This is a genomic window from Agromyces sp. NPDC058136 (genome assembly GCF_042884375.1).
GTDB lineage: Bacteria > Actinomycetota > Actinomycetes > Actinomycetales > Microbacteriaceae > Agromyces.
In genome coordinates, this window is sequence record NZ_JBHVUA010000004.1 from 215,713 (window position 1) to 233,608 (window position 17,896).

Consider the following 17,896-nt stretch of genomic DNA (forward strand, 5'->3'; position numbering starts at 1 on the left):
CGTGGACGCCGGCTCCGTGCGCCGCACCGGCCGCGCCGCTCCTGTGGAGGAGGAGAGCTCAGGCCACGACGAAGTACTGCTCGGCCAGTTCGACGCGGCTGCCGCGCGGCACGAGATAGCGCCGACCCGGTTCGCAGCGCAGCGCTCCGTCGTCGGGGCGGCGCACGACGGTGCCGTTGCCCGAGAAGCGGTCGGCGACCCAGAGGGTGCCGTCGTGCTCGCCGAACTCGAGGTGCGTCTTCGAGACCGAGAGCGTGCGGTCGGCGATCTGCACGAGGTGGTCGAACTCCTCGCCGGGCTGCGGCAGCGGGCGCCGGCCGACGAGACCCGTGCCGTGGACGGTCAGCGTCTCACCGGTGCTGAACTGCAGGGTGAACCGCGGAGCGGCGGGCGACTGGGCAGCGAGCGGGGGCGTTGCGGCCGCCGGGGTCTCGACCGCGACCGACGGCGATCCGGCCGCCGGTTCGGCCGGCGCGTCGAGGATCGGCACCGGCGCAGCGAATCCCTCGATGGGCACACTGATCACGCCGCTGTTGCGCTGCGCGACCCGCAGCCGGTCGAGCACGGTCGTGTCGCCGGGACGCGGGTCGGCGCGTCGGCGCGACTCGGGCGTCGCGCTCGTCGAACTGCCGCATTCGCCGCAGAACATCGCCTCGGCGGGCAGTTCCGCCTCGCAGATCCGGCACCTCACGTTCGTGCTCCTCTCCGCGTGACAGCGTACCCGCCGAGCGAGCGCAGTGAGATCGCCGCCCGCAGCCGATCGATCGGTCCGCGCGTCTCATCGAACCGCCGCTGCAGCTCGTCGACCGTCGCCCACACGCGGCGGTCGTCGCCGTCGTCGGGCCCGCCGGGCGCGTAGACCGCCCGGTCGACGACCGAGGCGAGCACGAGCGGGCCGAGCCCGCCGACCATCGCGGCCTGCTCGGCGCGCGTCGCGTTCGGCTCGATCACGTAACCGTGATCGCTGGCCGAGTCGGCGAACTCCTTCCACCCGCCTTCGATGCGCTCGACGGCGGTGGCGGCCCGGCGCCGCAGCCGACGGCGTCGCAGCTTCGCGAGCACGACCGCGAGGAACGGGCTGATGAGCGCGGCGAGCCCGAGGAGCACGACCCCCGAGATCTCGAGCACGCCGAAGAGCGCGGCGAGCCAGTCGGGCTCGTCGTCGGGTCGGTCGTCGCCGCTCGCGTCGGGACGCGCCGCGTCCTCGTCGACGGGGGTGGGCTCGGCGGGCGGCGGCAGGGCCGACTGCGGCCGGGAGATGCTCTGCGGCTGGTCGGGCTCCTTCTCGGGAATGGGTCGCAGCGGCGGGTTCGGGTCGATCGCGACCCACTCGCCGTCCGCGGTCTGCACCTCGATCCACGCCTGACGGTCCTCGCTGCGGAAGCGCACGATCCCGGCCTCCGCGTCGATGTCCGTCCCGGGCTGGCGGAGGTACCCGACGACGACTCGGGCCGGAAAGCCGATCCGACGAGCCATGAGCGCCGCGGCGACCGCGTACTGCTCGCCGTCGCCGACCATGGGCCGTTCGGCGGCGAGCTCCGCGATCCGGTCGAGCGCATGCCCCGACCGGCTCTGCTCGCCGTCCTGGCCGTGGCTCACGAACCCCCCGTGGAGGCCCTCGATCATGGCGGCGAGCCGCACCCCCTCGGCATCGGCGGGCGGCGCCCACTCGTCGAGCAGGTCTTCGAGCTCGTCGGGGAGTTCGGGCATCGGCGGCAGCACGCTCGTGCCGGGCCGCAGGGTCGAGACGTCGCGCGGCGCATCCGGCACCATCGCGAGCATCGTGTACCGATCCCCCTCGCGAAGCCCCTGCTGCACCGCGCCCGTCCCGGTGACGTCGTTGTAGAAGTAGCCTTCGGCGAGCTCGTCGCTGCGAGGGCCGGCGAAGTCGATGCGTTCGAGCCGCCCGAGGCCGGGCACCCACACCTCGTCGTAGCCGAGGACGGCGACCTCGATCAGCAGCTGCTCGCCGTAGTCGGCCGGCTGATCGAGGCGGTAGGGCACTCGGCTGAATCGTCCGGAGACCCCGTTGCCGTCGTCGCCGCCCACCGAGTAGACGATGCCGTCGTAGCTGTCGAGCACCGCGACCCGAAGGCCCGCCTTCGCGGGAAGTCCGCGCACCTCGAGCATCGGCTCTTCCGCGACCTCGTCCGCGAACGCGGTGCGGAACCCGGCGAGCGGGCTGTCGTGCTCGCGCGGTTCGAACGGAGGCTGCAACTCGGAGCGCACCACGGTGCGCGGCGGCATGGGCACGACGAAGGCGGCCGCCGTCGCGCCGACGAGGGCCACGGCGATGAGGGCGGATGCCCCGACCACGCGCCGCGCGTCGGCGAGGGTCGCCTCGACGGGGCGGCCGCTCGGGATCCGACGACGTTGCGCGATCCGGATCCGTGCGAGCCAGGCGACCGCGGCGACGAAGAATGCGAGGCCGGCCTCGAGGGCGAACGTCGCGTGCACCGTCCCGAGCGCGACGCCCGCGATGAGGAGCACCGCGGGCGGCAGCACCGCGAACGCCGGTCGACGGGATCGGAGCGCGATCGTGACGGCACTCGTCGCGGCGACGAGGCCGAGCAGGAAGGGCGGCACGAGGAGCGCCTGATACGAGCCGACCGGCACCGCGATCGTGACGAGCTGCTTCCACGAGAGGGCGGCGCCCGCGACGAGCTCGACGAGCCCCGCGGGTGTGGGGAGCACCCCGAACAGCGCGCGATCGGGCACGGCCGCCGGCACGCCGAGCACGAGATACGCCGCGACGACCGCGAGCACGACCATCCATGCGGGCCACACGAAGCGGGCGCCGACGACGCCGATCGCCGTACCCGCCGCGATGGCGGTGCCCGCCGCGATGAAGAACGCCGGGCTCTCGTACGTCGACCACCACGGGATCATCGCCGCCGCGAGCATCGCGACGACGAGACCCGTGCTGATGACCGTCGGCCACAGTCGCAGCACCCGGTTCGGCTCGACGCGACTCATGCGACCGACGCCGATCTCGCGAGCATCGCGCGGAGGTCTTCGAGGTACCCGATCCCGAAGACGGTGAGGCCCGCGACGGTGCGCGCGGTCGGCTCGCCCTCGGGGGCGCACTGCACCGCGACGACGTCGACCCCTGGCGGGACCCGGCTCGCGGCCGAGCGCAGGGGCGCGATGCCGCGCGCCGTGCCGGTGACGAGCACTGCGAGCGAGAGCCCGTGGAGCGACTCCGCGGCGCTGCGGGCGACGTCGGCCAGGGGTACGACGTGCTCGTCGCGCTCGACGACGCACAATGCATCGACGAGGCGGTCGCGTGAGACCGTCGGGAGTTCGCGCATCGCCCCGGTCCGCCCGGACTGACGACCGGAGATGACGAAGGAGACGCTGCGTGCGTCCCGGATCGCACGCGAGCCGACCGACGCCGCGGCGCTCACGGCCAGTTCGAACTCGGCGTCGTCCGCGTACGCCCCCGCATCGAGGTCGAGCACCACCATGAGGCGGCTCCGCCTGGACTCCTCGAACTGGCGGACCATGAAGGTGCCGGTCTTCGCCGAGCTCTTCCAGTGGATGAAGCGGCGATCGTCGCCCGGGACGTACTCGCGCAGCGCATGGAAGGCGATGTCGCTCGTCGTGAGATCGCGGGTCGGCGAGCCCTCGAGATCGCGGATGAACCCGCTCGAGAGCGCCGCGATCGGCACGGTCCGCGGATGCACCTTGAGCTCGGCGGTCTCCGACCAGACGATCTCACGGCGCATGAGCCCGATCGGGTCGGCACGCACGGTCCGCGCCGGTCCGATGGGGACGATGCCGCGGTGGTCGGTCGGGATGCGGAACTGCACCTCGTACTCGCCGCCGCGCGGCAGGCCCGGCAGGACGCGCTCGACGACCGCCGAACCGACCGGAAGCTCGAGCTGCACCCCGCCGAACCTGCGCCGACCGGGATTCACTGCGACGAGTCGCGCCTCGGCGTGCTCGCCGACGACGACGCGGGGCGTCGGCAGCACGAGCCGCACCTGCCCGGCCCCACGGCCGACGAGCCAGAACGCCGCCGCCGCGATGAGGATGAGGAACGCCCACCCGAGCAGGATCACCTCGAACAGGCCGAAGGCGTAGCCCGTCGTGAACGCGATCGCCCCGGCGGCGAGCACGCACCACCCGAGCGGGGTGACGACGCCCTGCACGGCTCGCGCGGCACGGGCGACGAAGGCCCCCGCGGCCGCGGCGCCGCGGACGGCGCGCCCGATGACGACCGCGAGCACACCCTCATTGCGGGCCTCCTCGGGGATCGTGGTGCGGGTCTGGCTGAGGGTCACACCACCTGCCTCGTCGAGGGCGGCGGCGTCTCGATGAGCACCTGGGCGATCATGTTCGACGCGGTGACGCCGTCGAACTCGGCTTCGGGGTCGAGGATGAGCCGGTGTGCGAGCACCGGCTCGGCGAGCGCCTTCACATCGTCGGGCACCACGTAGTGCCGGCCGCGTCCGGCGGCGTGCGTCTTCGCGGTCCGGATGAGGGCGAGCGCTCCGCGCACGCTCACCCCGAGGCGCACCTCTCGGGCGGTGCGCGTCGCGTCGACGAGACGCGAGACGTAGTCGTGGATCGTGGGGTCGACGAACACGGTGCGCGCGAGCGCCGCGAGCTCGATGACCTCGGCTGCGTCGATCTGCGGTTCGACGCGGTGGTGGTGCGCGCGCTGGTCGGCTCCCTCGAGGATGCGGATGGTCGAGGCATGGTCGGGGTAGCCGATCGAGGTGCGCATCAGGAAGCGGTCGAGCTGCGCCTCGGGCAGCCGGTAGGTGCCCGCCTGCTCGACCGGGTTCTGCGTCGCGATCACCATGAACGGATGCCCCACCTCGTGGGTCTGCCCGTCGACGGTGACCTGCCCCTCCTCCATCACCTCGAGCAGTGCGGACTGCGTCTTCGGCGATGCGCGGTTGATCTCGTCGGCGAGGACGATGTTGGCGAACACCGGGCCCGCATGGAACTCGAAGAGCCCGGAGCGTTGATCGTAGACGGTGACCCCGGTGATGTCGCCCGGAAGGATGTCGGGGGTGAACTGCACCCGGTTGCTCGAACCCGAGACGGACTGCGCCATGGCCCGCGCGAGCGAGGTCTTGCCCGTGCCCGGGACGTCGTCGAGCAGCAGGTGGCCCTCGCTCAGCAGTGCCGTGAACGCGAGGCGCACGACCCGGTTCTTGCCGAGCAGCACCTCCTCCACGGCCCCGACGAGGCGGTCGAGGGTCGCGGCGAACCGCGCGGCCTCATCGGTCGACATCGTCATGACGGCTCCTTACTCGTCGCCAGGTACCGGGCGGTGACGCCGGCGACCTCAACATCCAACCAGACCTGCTGCCCGGGGCGGACGCCCGGGATCTGACAACTGGTGGCCGTCTGCGCGCGTCGACCGCTGTCGCCGTCGGCCCCGCAGCTGAACGTCGCCGGCAGCCCCGAGTTGTCGGGCGGGCTCGTCCACGACCATGCGGCGCTCCGGTCGTCCCAGATCCGGCTCGGGAGCGCGAAGGTCAGCGACGGCGAGGCCCCTGAGGGCAGCACGTCCGACCATGCGCCGCAGCTCCCCCACGGGCTGCAGCCGCGCACCTGGAAGCGGCCGGTCTCGCCGAAGTCGTAGCGCCCGCCGAGCAGCTCGCGCAACCATCCCGAACCGCGGAACTCACGAATGGAACCCGCGATCTGCACCCCGTTCTCATCGACCGCGACGATCTCGACGCGCGGCGCCTTGACGTCGACGCCGGCCACGTAGCGATCCCAGGTCTCCGTCCCGTTCCATGCCATCCCGCTGTCGACGCCGCCGACGCCCCCGGGCGCCGGCCGCACCACCGTCCCGGCCACCGCGGTGTTCGCGCATCCGGCCCGGTTGTACCCCCAGACGACGAAGGTGTACCGCGCCGACTCGGTCGCCGTCCCGGAGAAGCGGACGCTGGAGGTGTCGGGGCCCACACCGACGGTCTCGGCGACGGTGCCGCCCGTCGCGGGCGGCACGACCGTACCCGGTGCCGGTGCGGTCACTGAGCAGGCCTGCGCACCCCCGGGCACCGACTCCTCGCCGACCACGAGCCGCTGCACGAAGTAGCCGGCGATCGGGTCGCCGTTGCCCGAGAACGGCGCCCACGACACGGTCACGGTGCCGGCCGCGGCATCCCCGACGACCTCGATGCCGCCGGCGACCGGCGAACCGAACGGAGTGCCCTCGCTCGTCGCCTCCGTCCATGCGGCGAGCGCGGGGTAGGCCTGATTGCGGGCGCTCACGGCGACGGGCACCCGGCTGCCGTTGGCCAGCGGCGGCGAGTCGGTGCTGCAGAGCGACGCGGTGCACGCCGATGCGGCGGAGACCTCGCCCGCGACGCCGGCGACGGTCACGATGTAGGACCCGACCGGGCTGCCCGAACCGGCGCCCACGGGGCGCCATTCGAGACGGAGCCTGCCGTCGAGCGGGAGCGCGCGCAGCCCCTCGGGGGGCGGCGGGACGACGTCCGACCAGACGGACCCGGGCACCTGCACCGGATCGGAGAGCCCGATGCCGTTGCGCGCACGGATCTCGACGAGCACCGCGTTCACCTGCCCGTTGCCGGGTGTCGCGACCGTGCAACTCGTCGCCGCGCAGAGCGTCGTCGACAGCGTCTCGCGGGTCGACGGATCGATCTGCGTGAGCTCGTAGCCCGAGATCGGCGAGTTGTTGAACCCGCCTGCGGCGAACGCGACGTCGATCGTGCGGTCCCCGAACCCGGTGAGCATCGGTGAGAGCACCGGCTCGGGGCGGTCCTGCACCGACACCGTGACAGCGGCCCACGCGCGCCTCGAGGGCTCGCCCGTGGCATCCTCGACCTGGTATCGAACCGTGGAGTTGACGGGTGCCGCATCGCCCGCGACCGTCACCGTCAGCGTCGACCGGTCGGAGCTCGGCGAGATCGTGACGCCCTTCGGGAGCGTGCCCAGCTCGACGTCGACGACCCGGAGCGGAACGTCGGGGAACGGGTTGGTCGCCTCGTCGTTCGCGAGCACGTCGATCGTCGTCGTGCGCCCGCGGGCGGCGACGGCGGTGTCGTCGCCGGGCCGCGCGACGGGTTTCGTCGAGGGCACCACACGCAGCACGATGCGCCCGGCGGTGCCTTCGCCCGCCTCGTCGACGACGCTGATCGTCACGGTCGACGAGCTCCCGAGGGCGGTCGAGCTGCGAGCCGTGACCGTCAGGTCGGAGCCGTCGAGCTCGACGTCGAACCCCTCGGCGGCGGGAGGCAGCACCTCGTAGCTGACCTCGTCGGGATCGATCGAACCGGAGGATCCGGACGAGCGCGTGAGCCGGATCAGGTCGAGCGTCCGCCGCTCGCCCGGCTCGAAGTCGATGACGCCCCCGGCGAACGCCGGCGGCGCGTCGTCGTTCGATCGCACCTCGATCGGGATCACGACCGTGCCGGTGCGGCCGTCGACGTCCTCGGCCGACTCGCCGTCGGTCGCGGTGAACGAGATCGACGCGGGACCGACGTACCCGGGCTCGCTCCGGAAGCGGAGGGTGTCGCGGTCGACGACGAGCGAGGAGCCGTCGCTGTGCGACGCGAGCACGCTCGCGGCGTCGGTGATGCGCACCGGGCGCCCGGAGGCGGCGATCACGAAGTCCTCGAGCTCGAGCTCGATCTCCTCGCCGCTCGGCACCTTCACGTCGGGGGCGTCGGCGCGAAGCTGCGGCAGCGCGTCGTCGCGGCCCGGTACCCACACGAACGCGTAGGCGGTGATCGACGGGTCCTCGGGATGCGACACGACGAACGGGACGATGCGGCGGCGGTCGCCGACCTCGACCCGGATCGAACCGTCGGCGAGCACCGTCGCCCCGCTCCGGTAGCCGTCGACGAGGTCGACCCCGAGATCGCGTTCGTCGCCGTCGGCGAGGAACACCCCGCGGAGCACGGGCACCACGACCGACTCCTCGCCGAGGATGTCGGTCAGGGTGAGCACCGTGTCGGATGCCTCGGGGCGGGCCAGCGGCGCGTCCTGCCTCGCCACGACCCGCACGAAGTTCGACGACTCGCCGAGCGACTCGTTCTCGATCGTGTACGCGAAGCCGTAGTCGCCCTCCGCGGCGGGCACCTCGATCTCCACCCGGTCGCCGACGATGCGCGCATCGCCGGCGCCCTCCGAATCGACCGCGACGAGCTCGAGCGCTTCGCCCCCCGGATCGAAGTCGTTGTCGAGCACCGGCACCGTGATCGTGCGATCGGGTCGAACCGTGATGACGTCCTCCACCGCGACCGGGGCCGCCGGACGCTCGCTGCCCGGCGCGATGCCGACGCGCACCGTGCCCTCCGCCCGCGCGCCGAGCGCATCGATGACCGCGTAGGCGAAGGTGTCGGTGCCTGAGGAGTAGTCGGCCGCGGTGTAGTCGAGCCAGTCCGGCCCCGTCGCCTCGATGCTGCCGAGCTCGCTGTTCGACTGCTGCCCGAGCAGCTGCACCGAGTCGCCGTCGGGGTCGATGCCGCCGAGCGGGATCCGGATGCGCACCGTCGCGCCCGCGATCACCCTCGCGTCGACCGTCTCGGGCACCGGGGCGGTGTTCGCGTCGGGATCGGACTCGCTCACCGCGATCGTCACCGTCGCGTTCGCGTACTGGCCGTGCTCGTCGTCGATCCGGTACACCGCCGTGTAGGTTCCGGGCTTCGTCGGGGCGAAGTAGCGCAGATGCCCGCCCGAGGCGAACAGCAGCCCGGCAGCGGGCTCCTCGTCGAACTCCGACGACAGCAGCAGCGGGAGGCCGTCGGGGTGCTCGTCGTTCTCGAGGACGGGGATGTCGATGACGTCCCCGGTGCGGACCGAGACGACGTCGTCGGCGGCGATCGGCGGTTGCGCGAGCACGGGCTCGGGCACTTGCACGAGGGTGACTTCGCCTTCCGCATCGGCGTGGCCGTTGCTCACGCGGTAGGCGAAGCTCGTCGAACCGGACTCGAGCGGCGCGGTGAGCGTCACGCGCAGCAGGCGGTGCTCGACGACCTCGACGCGCACGCCCTGCTGTTCCTGTCCGGCCTCGGTGATGACGAGCACTCCCCCGGTCGGGTCGATGTCGGTGGCGAGCACGTCGACGTCGGCGGGCTCGCCGACGCGGAGGTACGCCGTGTGCGGCACCGTGATCGGCGTCGGGTCGCGATCGGGTGGTGGCTGCACGTCGACGCGCAGGATGCCGGTCACGGGCGGCCCGCCGTCGCTCACGGTGTACTCGAGGTGATGGGTGCCGACCACGGTGCTCAGGAACCGGAACGTGCCGCCCGCGTAGTCGGCGGTGAGCTTGACGTCGGCCTTCGCAGGCACCGCGGTCAGCTTGATCTGCCCGGTCCCGCCGCGCACATGGCGGAGGGGGTCGATCCGGATCTCCTCGCCGGCGGTCGCCAGCGCGATGAACGGTTCGGCGGTGATCGGCACCTCCCCTGGTGGATGCACCGTCATCTCGAGTGCGCCCGAGCCCTCGTCCCGCCCGTCGGAGACGAGGAGCGCGACCGTCCGCTCCCCTGCCGAACGCTGTCGCTCGCGGAACACCACGGCGCCCTCCGCCGTCCACGAGACCGAGTCGGGGAGGTCGGTCGAGGCTTCGCGGAGGAAGATGGGGTCGCCGTCGGGGTCGACCCAGTCGCCGAGGACCGGCGTGGCGACCCGGCCGTCGATGGCGACGTCGGCGCGGGTTCGGCGCCGTTGCTCGGGGGGCGCGTTCTCGTCGATGCCGTGGACCGTCACCTCGACCCCCGCGGTCGCCGTGCCGCCTCGTCCGTCGCCGACGGAGTACGAGAACCTGAGCACGCCCGTCGCCTCCTCGGCGAGGGTGAGCTGCAGCTGCTGGTTGTCCGAGACGAGGTCGAGACGGGCCCATTCGGGAAGCCGCTCGTCGGACGGCGCGATCACGAGCACGTCGCCGTTGGCGTCGTAGTCGTTGAGCAGCACCGGCAGCAGCGTCGAGCGCCCGGGGCGCGCGCCGAAGACGTCGTCCTCTGCGACGGGGTCGACGCTGCGCTTCTCGATCGTCGGCCGGTCCTCCGAGTCGTTGCGCTCGAGCTGCTCGTCATCGCGCTCGTCCTGGACGAGGTCGCTCCAGTTGTCGATGCGCTGGTAGTCGCGGCTGGCCGCCCACGTGCGCCCGTTGCCCCGGTCGTTCAGCACGAGGGCGCTGCCGTTCGCCAGATACGCGAGGTCGTCGCCGGTCGCACCCGCCAGTTCGAACCGTTCACCCGGGCCGTCGCCGCACGAGCGCCAGGCACCGTCGCCGACCCACGCGGCGTGCACGCATCCGCCCAGCACGATCGGGGCGACGGGAATCCCGGCGCGATCGTCGAGCACCCGCCGCAGCTCCCCGTTGTCGAGGTCGACGGCGAGCAGCCCGCGCCGAGTCGCGATCCAGATCTCACCGGGCGCCGACGACGCCGACTGGAGTCTGGGCTCGTCGCCGACGGCGATCTCGTCCGAGAGGTCGATCCGTCGGTTCTCGATGGTGAGCGCACGGGCGTCGACGTCGAGCACCGCCCAGCGCCCGCCCGCCGAAGTCACCTGCACCTCGTCGCCGGGTGCCGGATCGATGCGCCACTCGGCCGACACCGTGGCGGACTCGGCGGCGTCGACCTCGGCCACCTCGCCCGTCGCGGGGGTGACGGCGAACATCAGCCCGTCGGGGTCGACCGAGATCACCGCGTCGGCCCCGAAGTTCAGCGAGGCCTCTTCACCCGCGGAGAACTCGGCGAACCCGTCGATCGGGGTGCGCCAGACGTCGCCGCCCGCGGCGAGCACGAGCTGCGACCCGGCGAGCGCGAGCGTCGTGACCTCGGGCGGCACGGCGACCGGCTGCGTGAGTTCGCTCGTGGCCGCGTCGACGATCGCGACGCTCGAGCGATCGGCGTCGAGCACGAACACCGTCGAGCCGCGCTGGACGATGGTCGCGCCGCCGCCCGTCTCGACGACGGAGTTCAGTTCGAGCGCCGCGGTGCTCGCACGGCCCACCGATTGGACGCCCACGTTCGCAACCCAGACGGCGGCGTCGCCGAGGTCGACCCGCTGTGCGGCGTACCCGCCGCTCGTGACGGCGATCGTGCCGACGAGTGCGACGGTGGCGGCCACGGCGACACCGGTCACGACCGCCGAGCGGTGACGACGTGGGATCGCGAGCCGCATCAGCCGACTCCTTCGACCTCGACGCAACGCTCGGGACTCGCCGCACCCGACTTGCCGTCGCGCGTGACCGTGACGCTCGCGCAGACGCGGTCGCGGTCGCCGGCGTCGATGGAGTAGCGGGTCTCGTGCTGCAACGGCGAGGCGGCGCCGTCGACCCTGACGATGTAGGCGTCACCGGCCTGCAGGCCGGGGTCGACCCATTCGAAGGTGACCTCCGCGCCGACGGCGCTCCCGACGAGTTCGGCGACGACCGGGATGGAACGCGTGTTCTGGATGACGGTGACGAGACCGGCGCCGACGACGCCGAGGAGCAGCACGGCCGCGATCGAGATGCCCCAGGCGAGTCGCCGTGCCGTCGGCGGCGCGCTGCGCCCGCGGGACCCGGTCGTCTCAGCGAGGCCCGATCGCGACGAGGGCGCCGTGCGCTGGGCCGCGGCGCGACGACGACGTCGCGCGACGTCGGCCGCAGGCCGGGCCGGGTTCACCCGGGTGCGTTCGTCGAGGTCGACGGCGGTCGCGAGGGCCCAGTCGTCCATCGCGACTTCGATGGGCGTCTGCGGGAGACCGAGCTCCTCTTCGACGGACTGGAGGTCGCGGATGAACTCGAGCGCACCGCTCTGTCTCGCCTTCGGCTGCTTGGACATCGATCGGGCGAGCACCCGCTCGAGGCTCGGCGGCACGTCGACACGACCGGTCGGCGGCAGTTTGCCCTTCGAGATCCGGGTGATGAGGGCCTGCGCCTGATTGTCTCCGCCGAGCACCTCGAACGGGCTCCGGCCCGCGAGGAGCGAGTAGACGGTGGCGCCGAGCGACCAGACCTCGCTCGCCACCGAACCGGCGACGTCGTCGCGCAGCACCTCGGGAGCCGACCATGGAATGGAGAGCCCGACCGGATCGGCGCTCTCGGCCTGACCGAGAGTGGCCGCGATGCCGAAGTCGGAGAGCACCGGGTGCCCGTAGGCGGTGGTGAGGATGTTCGACGGTTTGATGTCGCGATGCAGCACCCCCGAGCGGTGCGCCGTCTCGATGGCGCTCGCGATGCGCACCCCGATCGAGAGCACCTCGCCGAGGGGCAGCTGTACGGCGCGATAGCGCTGGCCGATCGACGCCGAGCAGTATTCCATGACGAGGTAGGGGCGTCCGTCCGCGGCGACGCTGGCCTGGTACACCGTGAGGATCGACGGATGCGAGCTGAGCTGGGCCATGAGGTTCGCCTCGGCCTGGAACATCTGCCGGAGGTCGTCGTTGACGACGCCCGCGAGCAGCACTTTCACCGCGACGAGCCGGCGCGGCATGTTCTGCTCGTAGAGGAACACGTCGGCGAAACCGCCCGAACCGAGCACGCGGATGAACTCGAAGCCCGGCAGCGTCGGCGGGGTGGACGGCAGACGTCGCGTCACGATCCTCCCTGTGCTCCTCGGGGCGTCTTCGGCGGGGTCGTGGAGACGGGGGCCCGGTGAGCCCCATTGTAGGCGTCCGGCGCCGTCGCGGCCCCGGGCGCCGTCATGACGTTTCGAGCACGGATCAGGCGCGCGCCGCTTCGCCGCCTTCGCCGTCGAGCTCGGGATCGGTGGCGGGCTCGGGCCGCGAGACCTTCAGCACATCGAGCACGATGACGGTGACGTTGTCGCGACCGCCGTTGCCGAGGGCGGCGTCGACGAGTTGGGCGGCCGCCTTCTCGGCGCTCGGGTTGGCGAGCAGGAAGTGCCGGATGCCGTAGCTCGTCAGCTCTTTGGTGAGTCCGTCGGAGCAGATCAGCAGCCGCATCCCGGGCTCGACCGCGATCGCCCGGTAGTCGGGGATCGGCGCCTCATGGAACCCGACCGCGCGCGTGATGACGTTCGAGTGCGGGTGGGTGTCGGCCTCTTCGCGGGTGATCTGCCCGGCGTCGACGAGCTCCTGCACGATCGAGTGGTCGACGGTGAGCTGCTCGAGCACCCCGCCGACGAGCCGGTACACGCGCGAGTCGCCGATGTTGAACACGATCCATGCGGGCTCGTCGGAGATCGTGCCGAGGGCTGCCCCGGTCACCGTGGTGCCGCTCCCCTCGTCGGTGACCCCGGCGCCGCGCCCCATGTCCTGCACGGCGTGGTGCAGCGAGGCGTCGATCTCGGGGGTGCCGATCGCCGACTTGCCGCCGTGCTCCGCGAGCCGGGTGACGACCGCGGCGCTCGCGAAGTCGCCTGCGGCGTGGCCGCCCATCCCGTCGGCGACGGCGAACACCGGAGCCTGGGCGACGTAGCTGTCTTCGTTGACCTCGCGGCGGAGCCCCGTGTCGGTGATGGCCGCCCACGCGAGGGTGACGTCGGTGCCGTCGGGCAGCGTGACCCGATGGCGGGCGTTGCCGTTGCCTATCTGCGTCACGTGTTCGGCCTGCCGTCTGCTCTGATCGTCGGATCGACTCCTGGGGGTGGGAGGATCTCGACGATCGTATCGTCTCCGAGGTCGAGCCTCATGCCCGGGACGACCACGATCGACTCGCCGGCGCGCATCCGGCGCGTGCCGTTCGGCCCGGACACCGTGGTGCCGTTCGTCGACCGCAGATCGCTCGCGACGAGGCGGTCCCCCTCGACGCGGAGCTCGAGGTGGGTGGACGAGACGACCCTGCCCGGCGAGTCGACGCGCACGAGCTGCGGCGCGACGACGGCCGCCGAGGCGATTCGCGGTGCGGCGGGGCGCCGACCGATGAACACGGGCGCCGACGGGGTGAACGGGTCGCCCCCGGCGATGCGCACGCTCGGCAGCACCGCCGTCGGGTCGACCGGGACGACCGCGTTCGGTCCGCTCGGCGGCCCGGCGGACGTGGCCGCGCTGGCGGTGAGCACGGTGTCGATGTCGACGTCGACGACCGGATGCCTCGAGAGCATCGTGTCGACGTCGTGCCGCTGCGGTTCCCCCGTGCTCGCGTCCGCCGCGGGGTGCTCGCGCCGCGCGGAGCTCCATTCGATCGCGGAGGCCCGAAGCCTCGCCCGTGCGTGCCCGACGACCTCGCCACCGCCGAGCGGGCCGAGCGGTGAGCCGGCCGCGGTCAGGCGGAGTGCGGTGACTTCGTGGAACTCCGCGAGATGCCAGGGCCGGATGCCACGCGCGTCGAAGCGGCGGCTCCCGCCGGGCGAGTCGAGGTCGACGACGGCGTCGCCGCGCACGACCGCCGTCACCTCCTGGTCGTCGCCGCCCCACCACACGATGCCGAACGATCCGGTCGGTTCGTCGAGCGGGGCGGGGATGAGTGACACGAGGCGCTCGATCGACGGCCGCGGATCGGCGGCGGCCGCGGCGAGCGCGTCGAGCACCTCGCGTTCCGCCGGCGCACCGAGCAGCGCGATGAAACGCTCGCCGACGATCACATCCCATGCGGGCTCACCGGCGGTCGCCCGGCTCGTGACCGACCCTGGAAGCATGTCGTTCAGTCTTCCACTCCGTCCGGCTCCGCGGGGTGACGCGCGCGGATCCGCACGGTGGTTCGGGCTCGAATGCATGGAATCCGTTGCGAGAAGAGCAGAATTCAACGGAATCGCTTGCCAGAGGCATCCTTCACTGTCACAATCGAGGGCATGACGAACGCAAGCCGTTCCAACGGGCAGCGGCCGGTGCAGCTCGATGACGTCTCCAAGGCGATCATCGAACAGCTGCAGGCCGACGGCCGACGCTCCTATGCCGACATCGGCAAGGCCGTCGGTCTCTCCGAGGCCGCCGTCCGCCAGCGGGTGCAACGCCTGACCGAGTCGGGCGTGATGCAGATCGTCGCGGTCACCGATCCGATGCAGCTGGGGTTCACCCGGCAGGCGATGATCGGCGTCCGCGCATCGGGCGACACCCGGGTGCTGGCCGAGCAGTTGGCCGAGATCCCCGAGATCGACTACGTCGTGCTCACCGCGGGCAGTTTCGATCTGCTCGCCGAGGTGGTGTGCGAGAGCGACGAGGAGCTGATCTCCTTGCTGAACTCGCGCATCCGCAATCTCGACGGCGTGAACTCGACCGAGACGTTCGTCTACCTCAAGCTCCAGAAGCAGTTCTACAACTGGGGCACTCGCTAAGAAGGGAAGATCATGACCGACACGGTCTACGACAACGCCGCTCTGCAGCAGAAGGCGAAGGACCATCTCTGGATGCACTTCGCCAGGCAGTCCACGATGGAGACCTCGGGCGTGCCGATCATCACCCGCGGCGAGGGCCACCGCGTGTTCGACATCAACGGCAAGAGCTACATCGACGGTCTCGCAGGCCTCTTCGTGGTGAACGCCGGTCATGGCCGCTCGCGTCTCGCGCAGGCCGGCGCCAAGCAGGCCGAGGAGCTCGCCTTCTTCCCGATCTGGTCGTACGCCCACCCCAAGGCGATCGAGCTCGCCGACCGTCTGGCCGACTACGCGCCGGGCGACCTCAACCACGTGTTCTTCTCCACCGGCGGCGGCGAGGCGGTCGAGACCGCCTACAAGCTGGCGAAGAACTACTGGAAGCTCATGGGCAAGCCGAGCAAGTACAAGGTCATCTCGCGCGCCCTCGCCTACCACGGCACCCCGCAGGGCGCCCTCGCCGTCACCGGCCTGCCGATCAAGGCCCCCTTCGAGCCGATCACCCCCGGCGGCCTCCGTGTGCCGAACACGAACTTCTACCGCGCAGCCGACATGGGCGCCCCGACGGGCAGCGAAGAGGAGTTCGGCATCTGGGCCGCGAACCGCATCGAGGAGCAGATCCTGATGGAGGACCCCGACACCGTCGCGGCCGTCTTCCTCGAGCCGGTCCAGAACTCGGGCGGCTGCTTCCCGCCGCCCCCCGGCTATTTCCAGCGCGTCCGCGAGATCTGCGACAAGTACGACGTGCTGCTCGTCTCGGACGAGGTCATCTGCGCCTTCGGCCGCATCGGTCACATGTTCGCGTGCGACGAGTACGGCTACGTGCCCGACATGATCACCTGCGCGAAGGCGATGACCTCGGGCTACGCCCCCATGGGTGCGACGATCATCAACGAGCGCGTCTACGAGCCGTTCTCGAAGGGCGACACGACCTTCTACCACGGCTACACCTGGGCCGGTCACCCCGTCTCGGCGGCCGTCGCGCTCGAGAACCTCGACATCTTCGAGGAGGAGAACCTCCTCGGGCACGTCCGCGAGAACTCGCCGCTGTTCCGCGCCGAGCTCGAGAAGCTCAACGACCTCCCGATCGTCGGCGACGTGCGCGGTGCCGGCTACTTCTTCGCCGTCGAGCTCGTGAAGGACAAGGCGACCCGCGAGACCTTCAACGAGGACGAGTCGGAGCGACTGCTCCGCGGCTTCCTGTCGACGGCGCTCTTCGACGCCGGCCTGTACTGCCGTGCCGACGACCGCGGCGACCCCGTGATCCAGCTCTCGCCGCCGCTCACGATCGGCGTGCCCGAGTTCCAGGAGATCGAGCAGATCCTCCGGAGCGTGCTCACCGAGGCGTCGAACCGCCTCTGATCCGTACGGATCACCCCGCCCATCCGGCGGTCGGCCTCGGAGGCTTCCGAGGCCGGCGCCGGGTGGGCGTTTCCGTTCCCGTGGGTTCACGCGACGCCGCGCCGGTCGGGGCGGAGGAACGCCCAGTCGGGCAGGGCCCCGCTGCCGAGGTGCCGTTCGAGCAGCCGGGCCATCGTGTGCTCGGGCTCGAGGCGGAGCGCCCGATCGAGCAGCGCGCCGGCGGCCGAGCCCCGCCCGAGCGCCCAGTTGAGCCACGCCGCGATGCAGAGCGGCCCGACCCGGTACCGGTCGGGGGCGTCGGCGATGAGGCGCAGCACGACCTCGGCTCCCCGCTCGAGGCGGGCGCGCTCGGGTCGGAGCGTCGTGCAGCCGACGATCAGGCCGGCGAGCATCTCCTGCACCTCGTCGAAGCGTCCGTCCGCGAGTTCTCGGCGCACGAGTTCGTCGACGGTGACGCCGCCCGCCTCTGCACGCGTGCCGAGGTCGCCGGCGTCGTCGTGGGCGGCCGCGCCGACCACGGGGCCGAAGGCGAACTGCAGCATCATGCCGTCGCGGAACGGGGGCCGCGACGCCAGGTGGAGGAACCACGCCGCGAGGTGCGCCGGCTCGCGGCCGTGCTCGAGCAGCCGTTCGACGAGCTCGACGGGATCGACCGCGTCGCCGAGCCGGGCGAACTCCCCCGCGCCCGGCCCCGCCGCCGTCAGCGCGCCGAGCTCGCGCGCGATCGCACGCGCGCGGTCGGCATCGGGTTCGGGGATCGACCCTGCGGATGCCGCCCCGCCACGGGGGCGATCGGCCTCGGGTACCGCCTCGGTCGCGGCGCACTGCTCGATGAGTTCGAGCGGATGCCCCGTGGCCGGGAGCGCGGGGTCGAAGTACGAGCCCCAGGCGTCGGCGGCGACGCAGAGCGCGTCGCGGACGACGAAGCCGGCCTCGTCGGCCCGGTCGACGAGGAGTTCGACGAGGCGTCGCTCGGGCGCCGAGCGCCGCGCCTCGAATCGAACGTCGGTGTAGACGACCGGGACGACGCCGTCGACGCCCGGTATCCGGCAGAGGGTCGACACAACGACCGCGACGAGCGCGGCCCGGTCGCGTGCCCGGCGCGGAAGGTCGTGGCGGAGCACGCCGACACTCCGGCCGCCCTCGAAGGCGACGCAGAGGAGTGAGCGCTCGGGTGCGAAGCCCGCGAGGTGCGGCACGAGGGCCAGGAATTCGTGCGCCGATCCGGCGCGGAGGGTCGTGGTCATGCACCGAGGGTGCCGTCGCAGCCGCATGCGATCGGCCCGGTCGGCGAATGAGACGCCGACGAGCCGCGCGAACCGAGGTGTTGGGGA

General features: G+C 72.1%; 11 protein-coding genes. 2 read left to right on the forward strand and 9 right to left on the reverse strand.

From position 1 onward, the window contains the following. Positions 1 to 58 precede the first annotated feature (58 nt). The 8 genes from ACFVTX_RS13200 to ACFVTX_RS13235 form a co-directional block, all read right to left on the reverse strand. Complete coding sequence (locus tag ACFVTX_RS13200) at positions 59 to 691, reverse strand: hypothetical protein (protein ID WP_386900799.1); 633 nt, start codon at positions 689 to 691, stop codon at positions 59 to 61. Then, complete coding sequence (locus ACFVTX_RS13205) at positions 688 to 2,976, reverse strand: transglutaminaseTgpA domain-containing protein (protein ID WP_386900801.1); 2,289 nt, start codon at positions 2,974 to 2,976, stop codon at positions 688 to 690. The genes ACFVTX_RS13200 and ACFVTX_RS13205 overlap by 4 nt, the downstream gene beginning before the upstream one ends. Then, positions 2,973 to 4,286: a DUF58 domain-containing protein gene (locus ACFVTX_RS13210; protein WP_386900803.1), complete on the reverse strand. Its 1,314-nt coding sequence runs from the start codon at positions 4,284 to 4,286 to the stop codon at positions 2,973 to 2,975. Before ACFVTX_RS13210 ends, ACFVTX_RS13205 begins: the two co-directional genes overlap by 4 nt. After that, positions 4,283 to 5,254, reverse strand: a complete 972-nt coding sequence (locus tag ACFVTX_RS13215) for an AAA family ATPase (protein ID WP_386900805.1) — start codon at positions 5,252 to 5,254, stop codon at positions 4,283 to 4,285. The genes ACFVTX_RS13210 and ACFVTX_RS13215 overlap by 4 nt, the downstream gene beginning before the upstream one ends. Continuing rightward, positions 5,251 to 11,127: an Ig-like domain-containing protein gene (locus tag ACFVTX_RS13220; RefSeq protein WP_386900807.1), complete on the reverse strand. Its 5,877-nt coding sequence runs from the start codon at positions 11,125 to 11,127 to the stop codon at positions 5,251 to 5,253. The genes ACFVTX_RS13215 and ACFVTX_RS13220 overlap by 4 nt, the downstream gene beginning before the upstream one ends. Beyond that, positions 11,127 to 12,527: a serine/threonine-protein kinase gene (locus tag ACFVTX_RS13225; RefSeq protein WP_386900809.1), complete on the reverse strand. Its 1,401-nt coding sequence runs from the start codon at positions 12,525 to 12,527 to the stop codon at positions 11,127 to 11,129. The genes ACFVTX_RS13220 and ACFVTX_RS13225 overlap by 1 nt, the downstream gene beginning before the upstream one ends. A 124-nt stretch (positions 12,528 to 12,651) precedes the next feature. Then, entirely contained in the window at positions 12,652 to 13,491 is an 840-nt protein-coding gene (locus ACFVTX_RS13230; protein WP_386900811.1) for a PP2C family protein-serine/threonine phosphatase, read from the reverse strand. Then, complete coding sequence (locus tag ACFVTX_RS13235) at positions 13,488 to 14,528, reverse strand: FHA domain-containing protein (protein WP_386900813.1); 1,041 nt, start codon at positions 14,526 to 14,528, stop codon at positions 13,488 to 13,490. Before ACFVTX_RS13235 ends, ACFVTX_RS13230 begins: the two co-directional genes overlap by 4 nt. Positions 14,529 to 14,681: 153 nt before the next feature. Here ACFVTX_RS13235 and ACFVTX_RS13240 point away from each other — a divergent pair, with 153 nt between their 5' ends. Both ACFVTX_RS13240 and ACFVTX_RS13245 read left to right on the forward strand, forming a co-directional pair. Further along, positions 14,682 to 15,164, forward strand: coding sequence for an Lrp/AsnC family transcriptional regulator (locus ACFVTX_RS13240; protein WP_386900815.1), 483 nt, complete (start codon positions 14,682 to 14,684; stop codon positions 15,162 to 15,164). Positions 15,165 to 15,176: 12 nt separating this feature from the next. After that, positions 15,177 to 16,562, forward strand: coding sequence for an aspartate aminotransferase family protein (locus ACFVTX_RS13245; RefSeq protein WP_386900817.1), 1,386 nt, complete (start codon positions 15,177 to 15,179; stop codon positions 16,560 to 16,562). Positions 16,563 to 16,648: 86 nt separating this feature from the next. On the opposite strand, the gene ACFVTX_RS13250 is transcribed toward ACFVTX_RS13245, so the two are convergent. After that, a complete protein-coding gene (locus tag ACFVTX_RS13250) occupies positions 16,649 to 17,809 on the reverse strand; it encodes a DUF4192 family protein (RefSeq protein ID WP_386900818.1) in 1,161 nt (386 codons plus the stop codon). Positions 17,810 to 17,896 lie beyond the last annotated feature (87 nt).

What these genes read in the sequence shown, in the direction of transcription:
- ACFVTX_RS13205 (WP_386900801.1), bottom strand. Translation starts at nt 2,976, where the DNA reads ATGAGTCGCGTCGAGCCGAACCGGGTGCTGCGACTGTGGCCGACGGTC.
- ACFVTX_RS13215 (WP_386900805.1), bottom strand. Translation starts at nt 5,254, where the DNA reads ATGACGATGTCGACCGATGAGGCCGCGCGGTTCGCCGCGACCCTCGAC.
- ACFVTX_RS13220 (WP_386900807.1), bottom strand. Translation starts at nt 11,127, where the DNA reads ATGCGGCTCGCGATCCCACGTCGTCACCGCTCGGCGGTCGTGACCGGT.
- ACFVTX_RS13235 (WP_386900813.1), bottom strand. Translation starts at nt 14,528, where the DNA reads ATGCTTCCAGGGTCGGTCACGAGCCGGGCGACCGCCGGTGAGCCCGCA.
- ACFVTX_RS13240 (WP_386900815.1), top strand. Translation starts at nt 14,682, where the DNA reads ATGACGAACGCAAGCCGTTCCAACGGGCAGCGGCCGGTGCAGCTCGAT.
- ACFVTX_RS13245 (WP_386900817.1), top strand. Translation starts at nt 15,177, where the DNA reads ATGACCGACACGGTCTACGACAACGCCGCTCTGCAGCAGAAGGCGAAG.
- ACFVTX_RS13250 (WP_386900818.1), bottom strand. Translation starts at nt 17,809, where the DNA reads ATGACCACGACCCTCCGCGCCGGATCGGCGCACGAATTCCTGGCCCTC.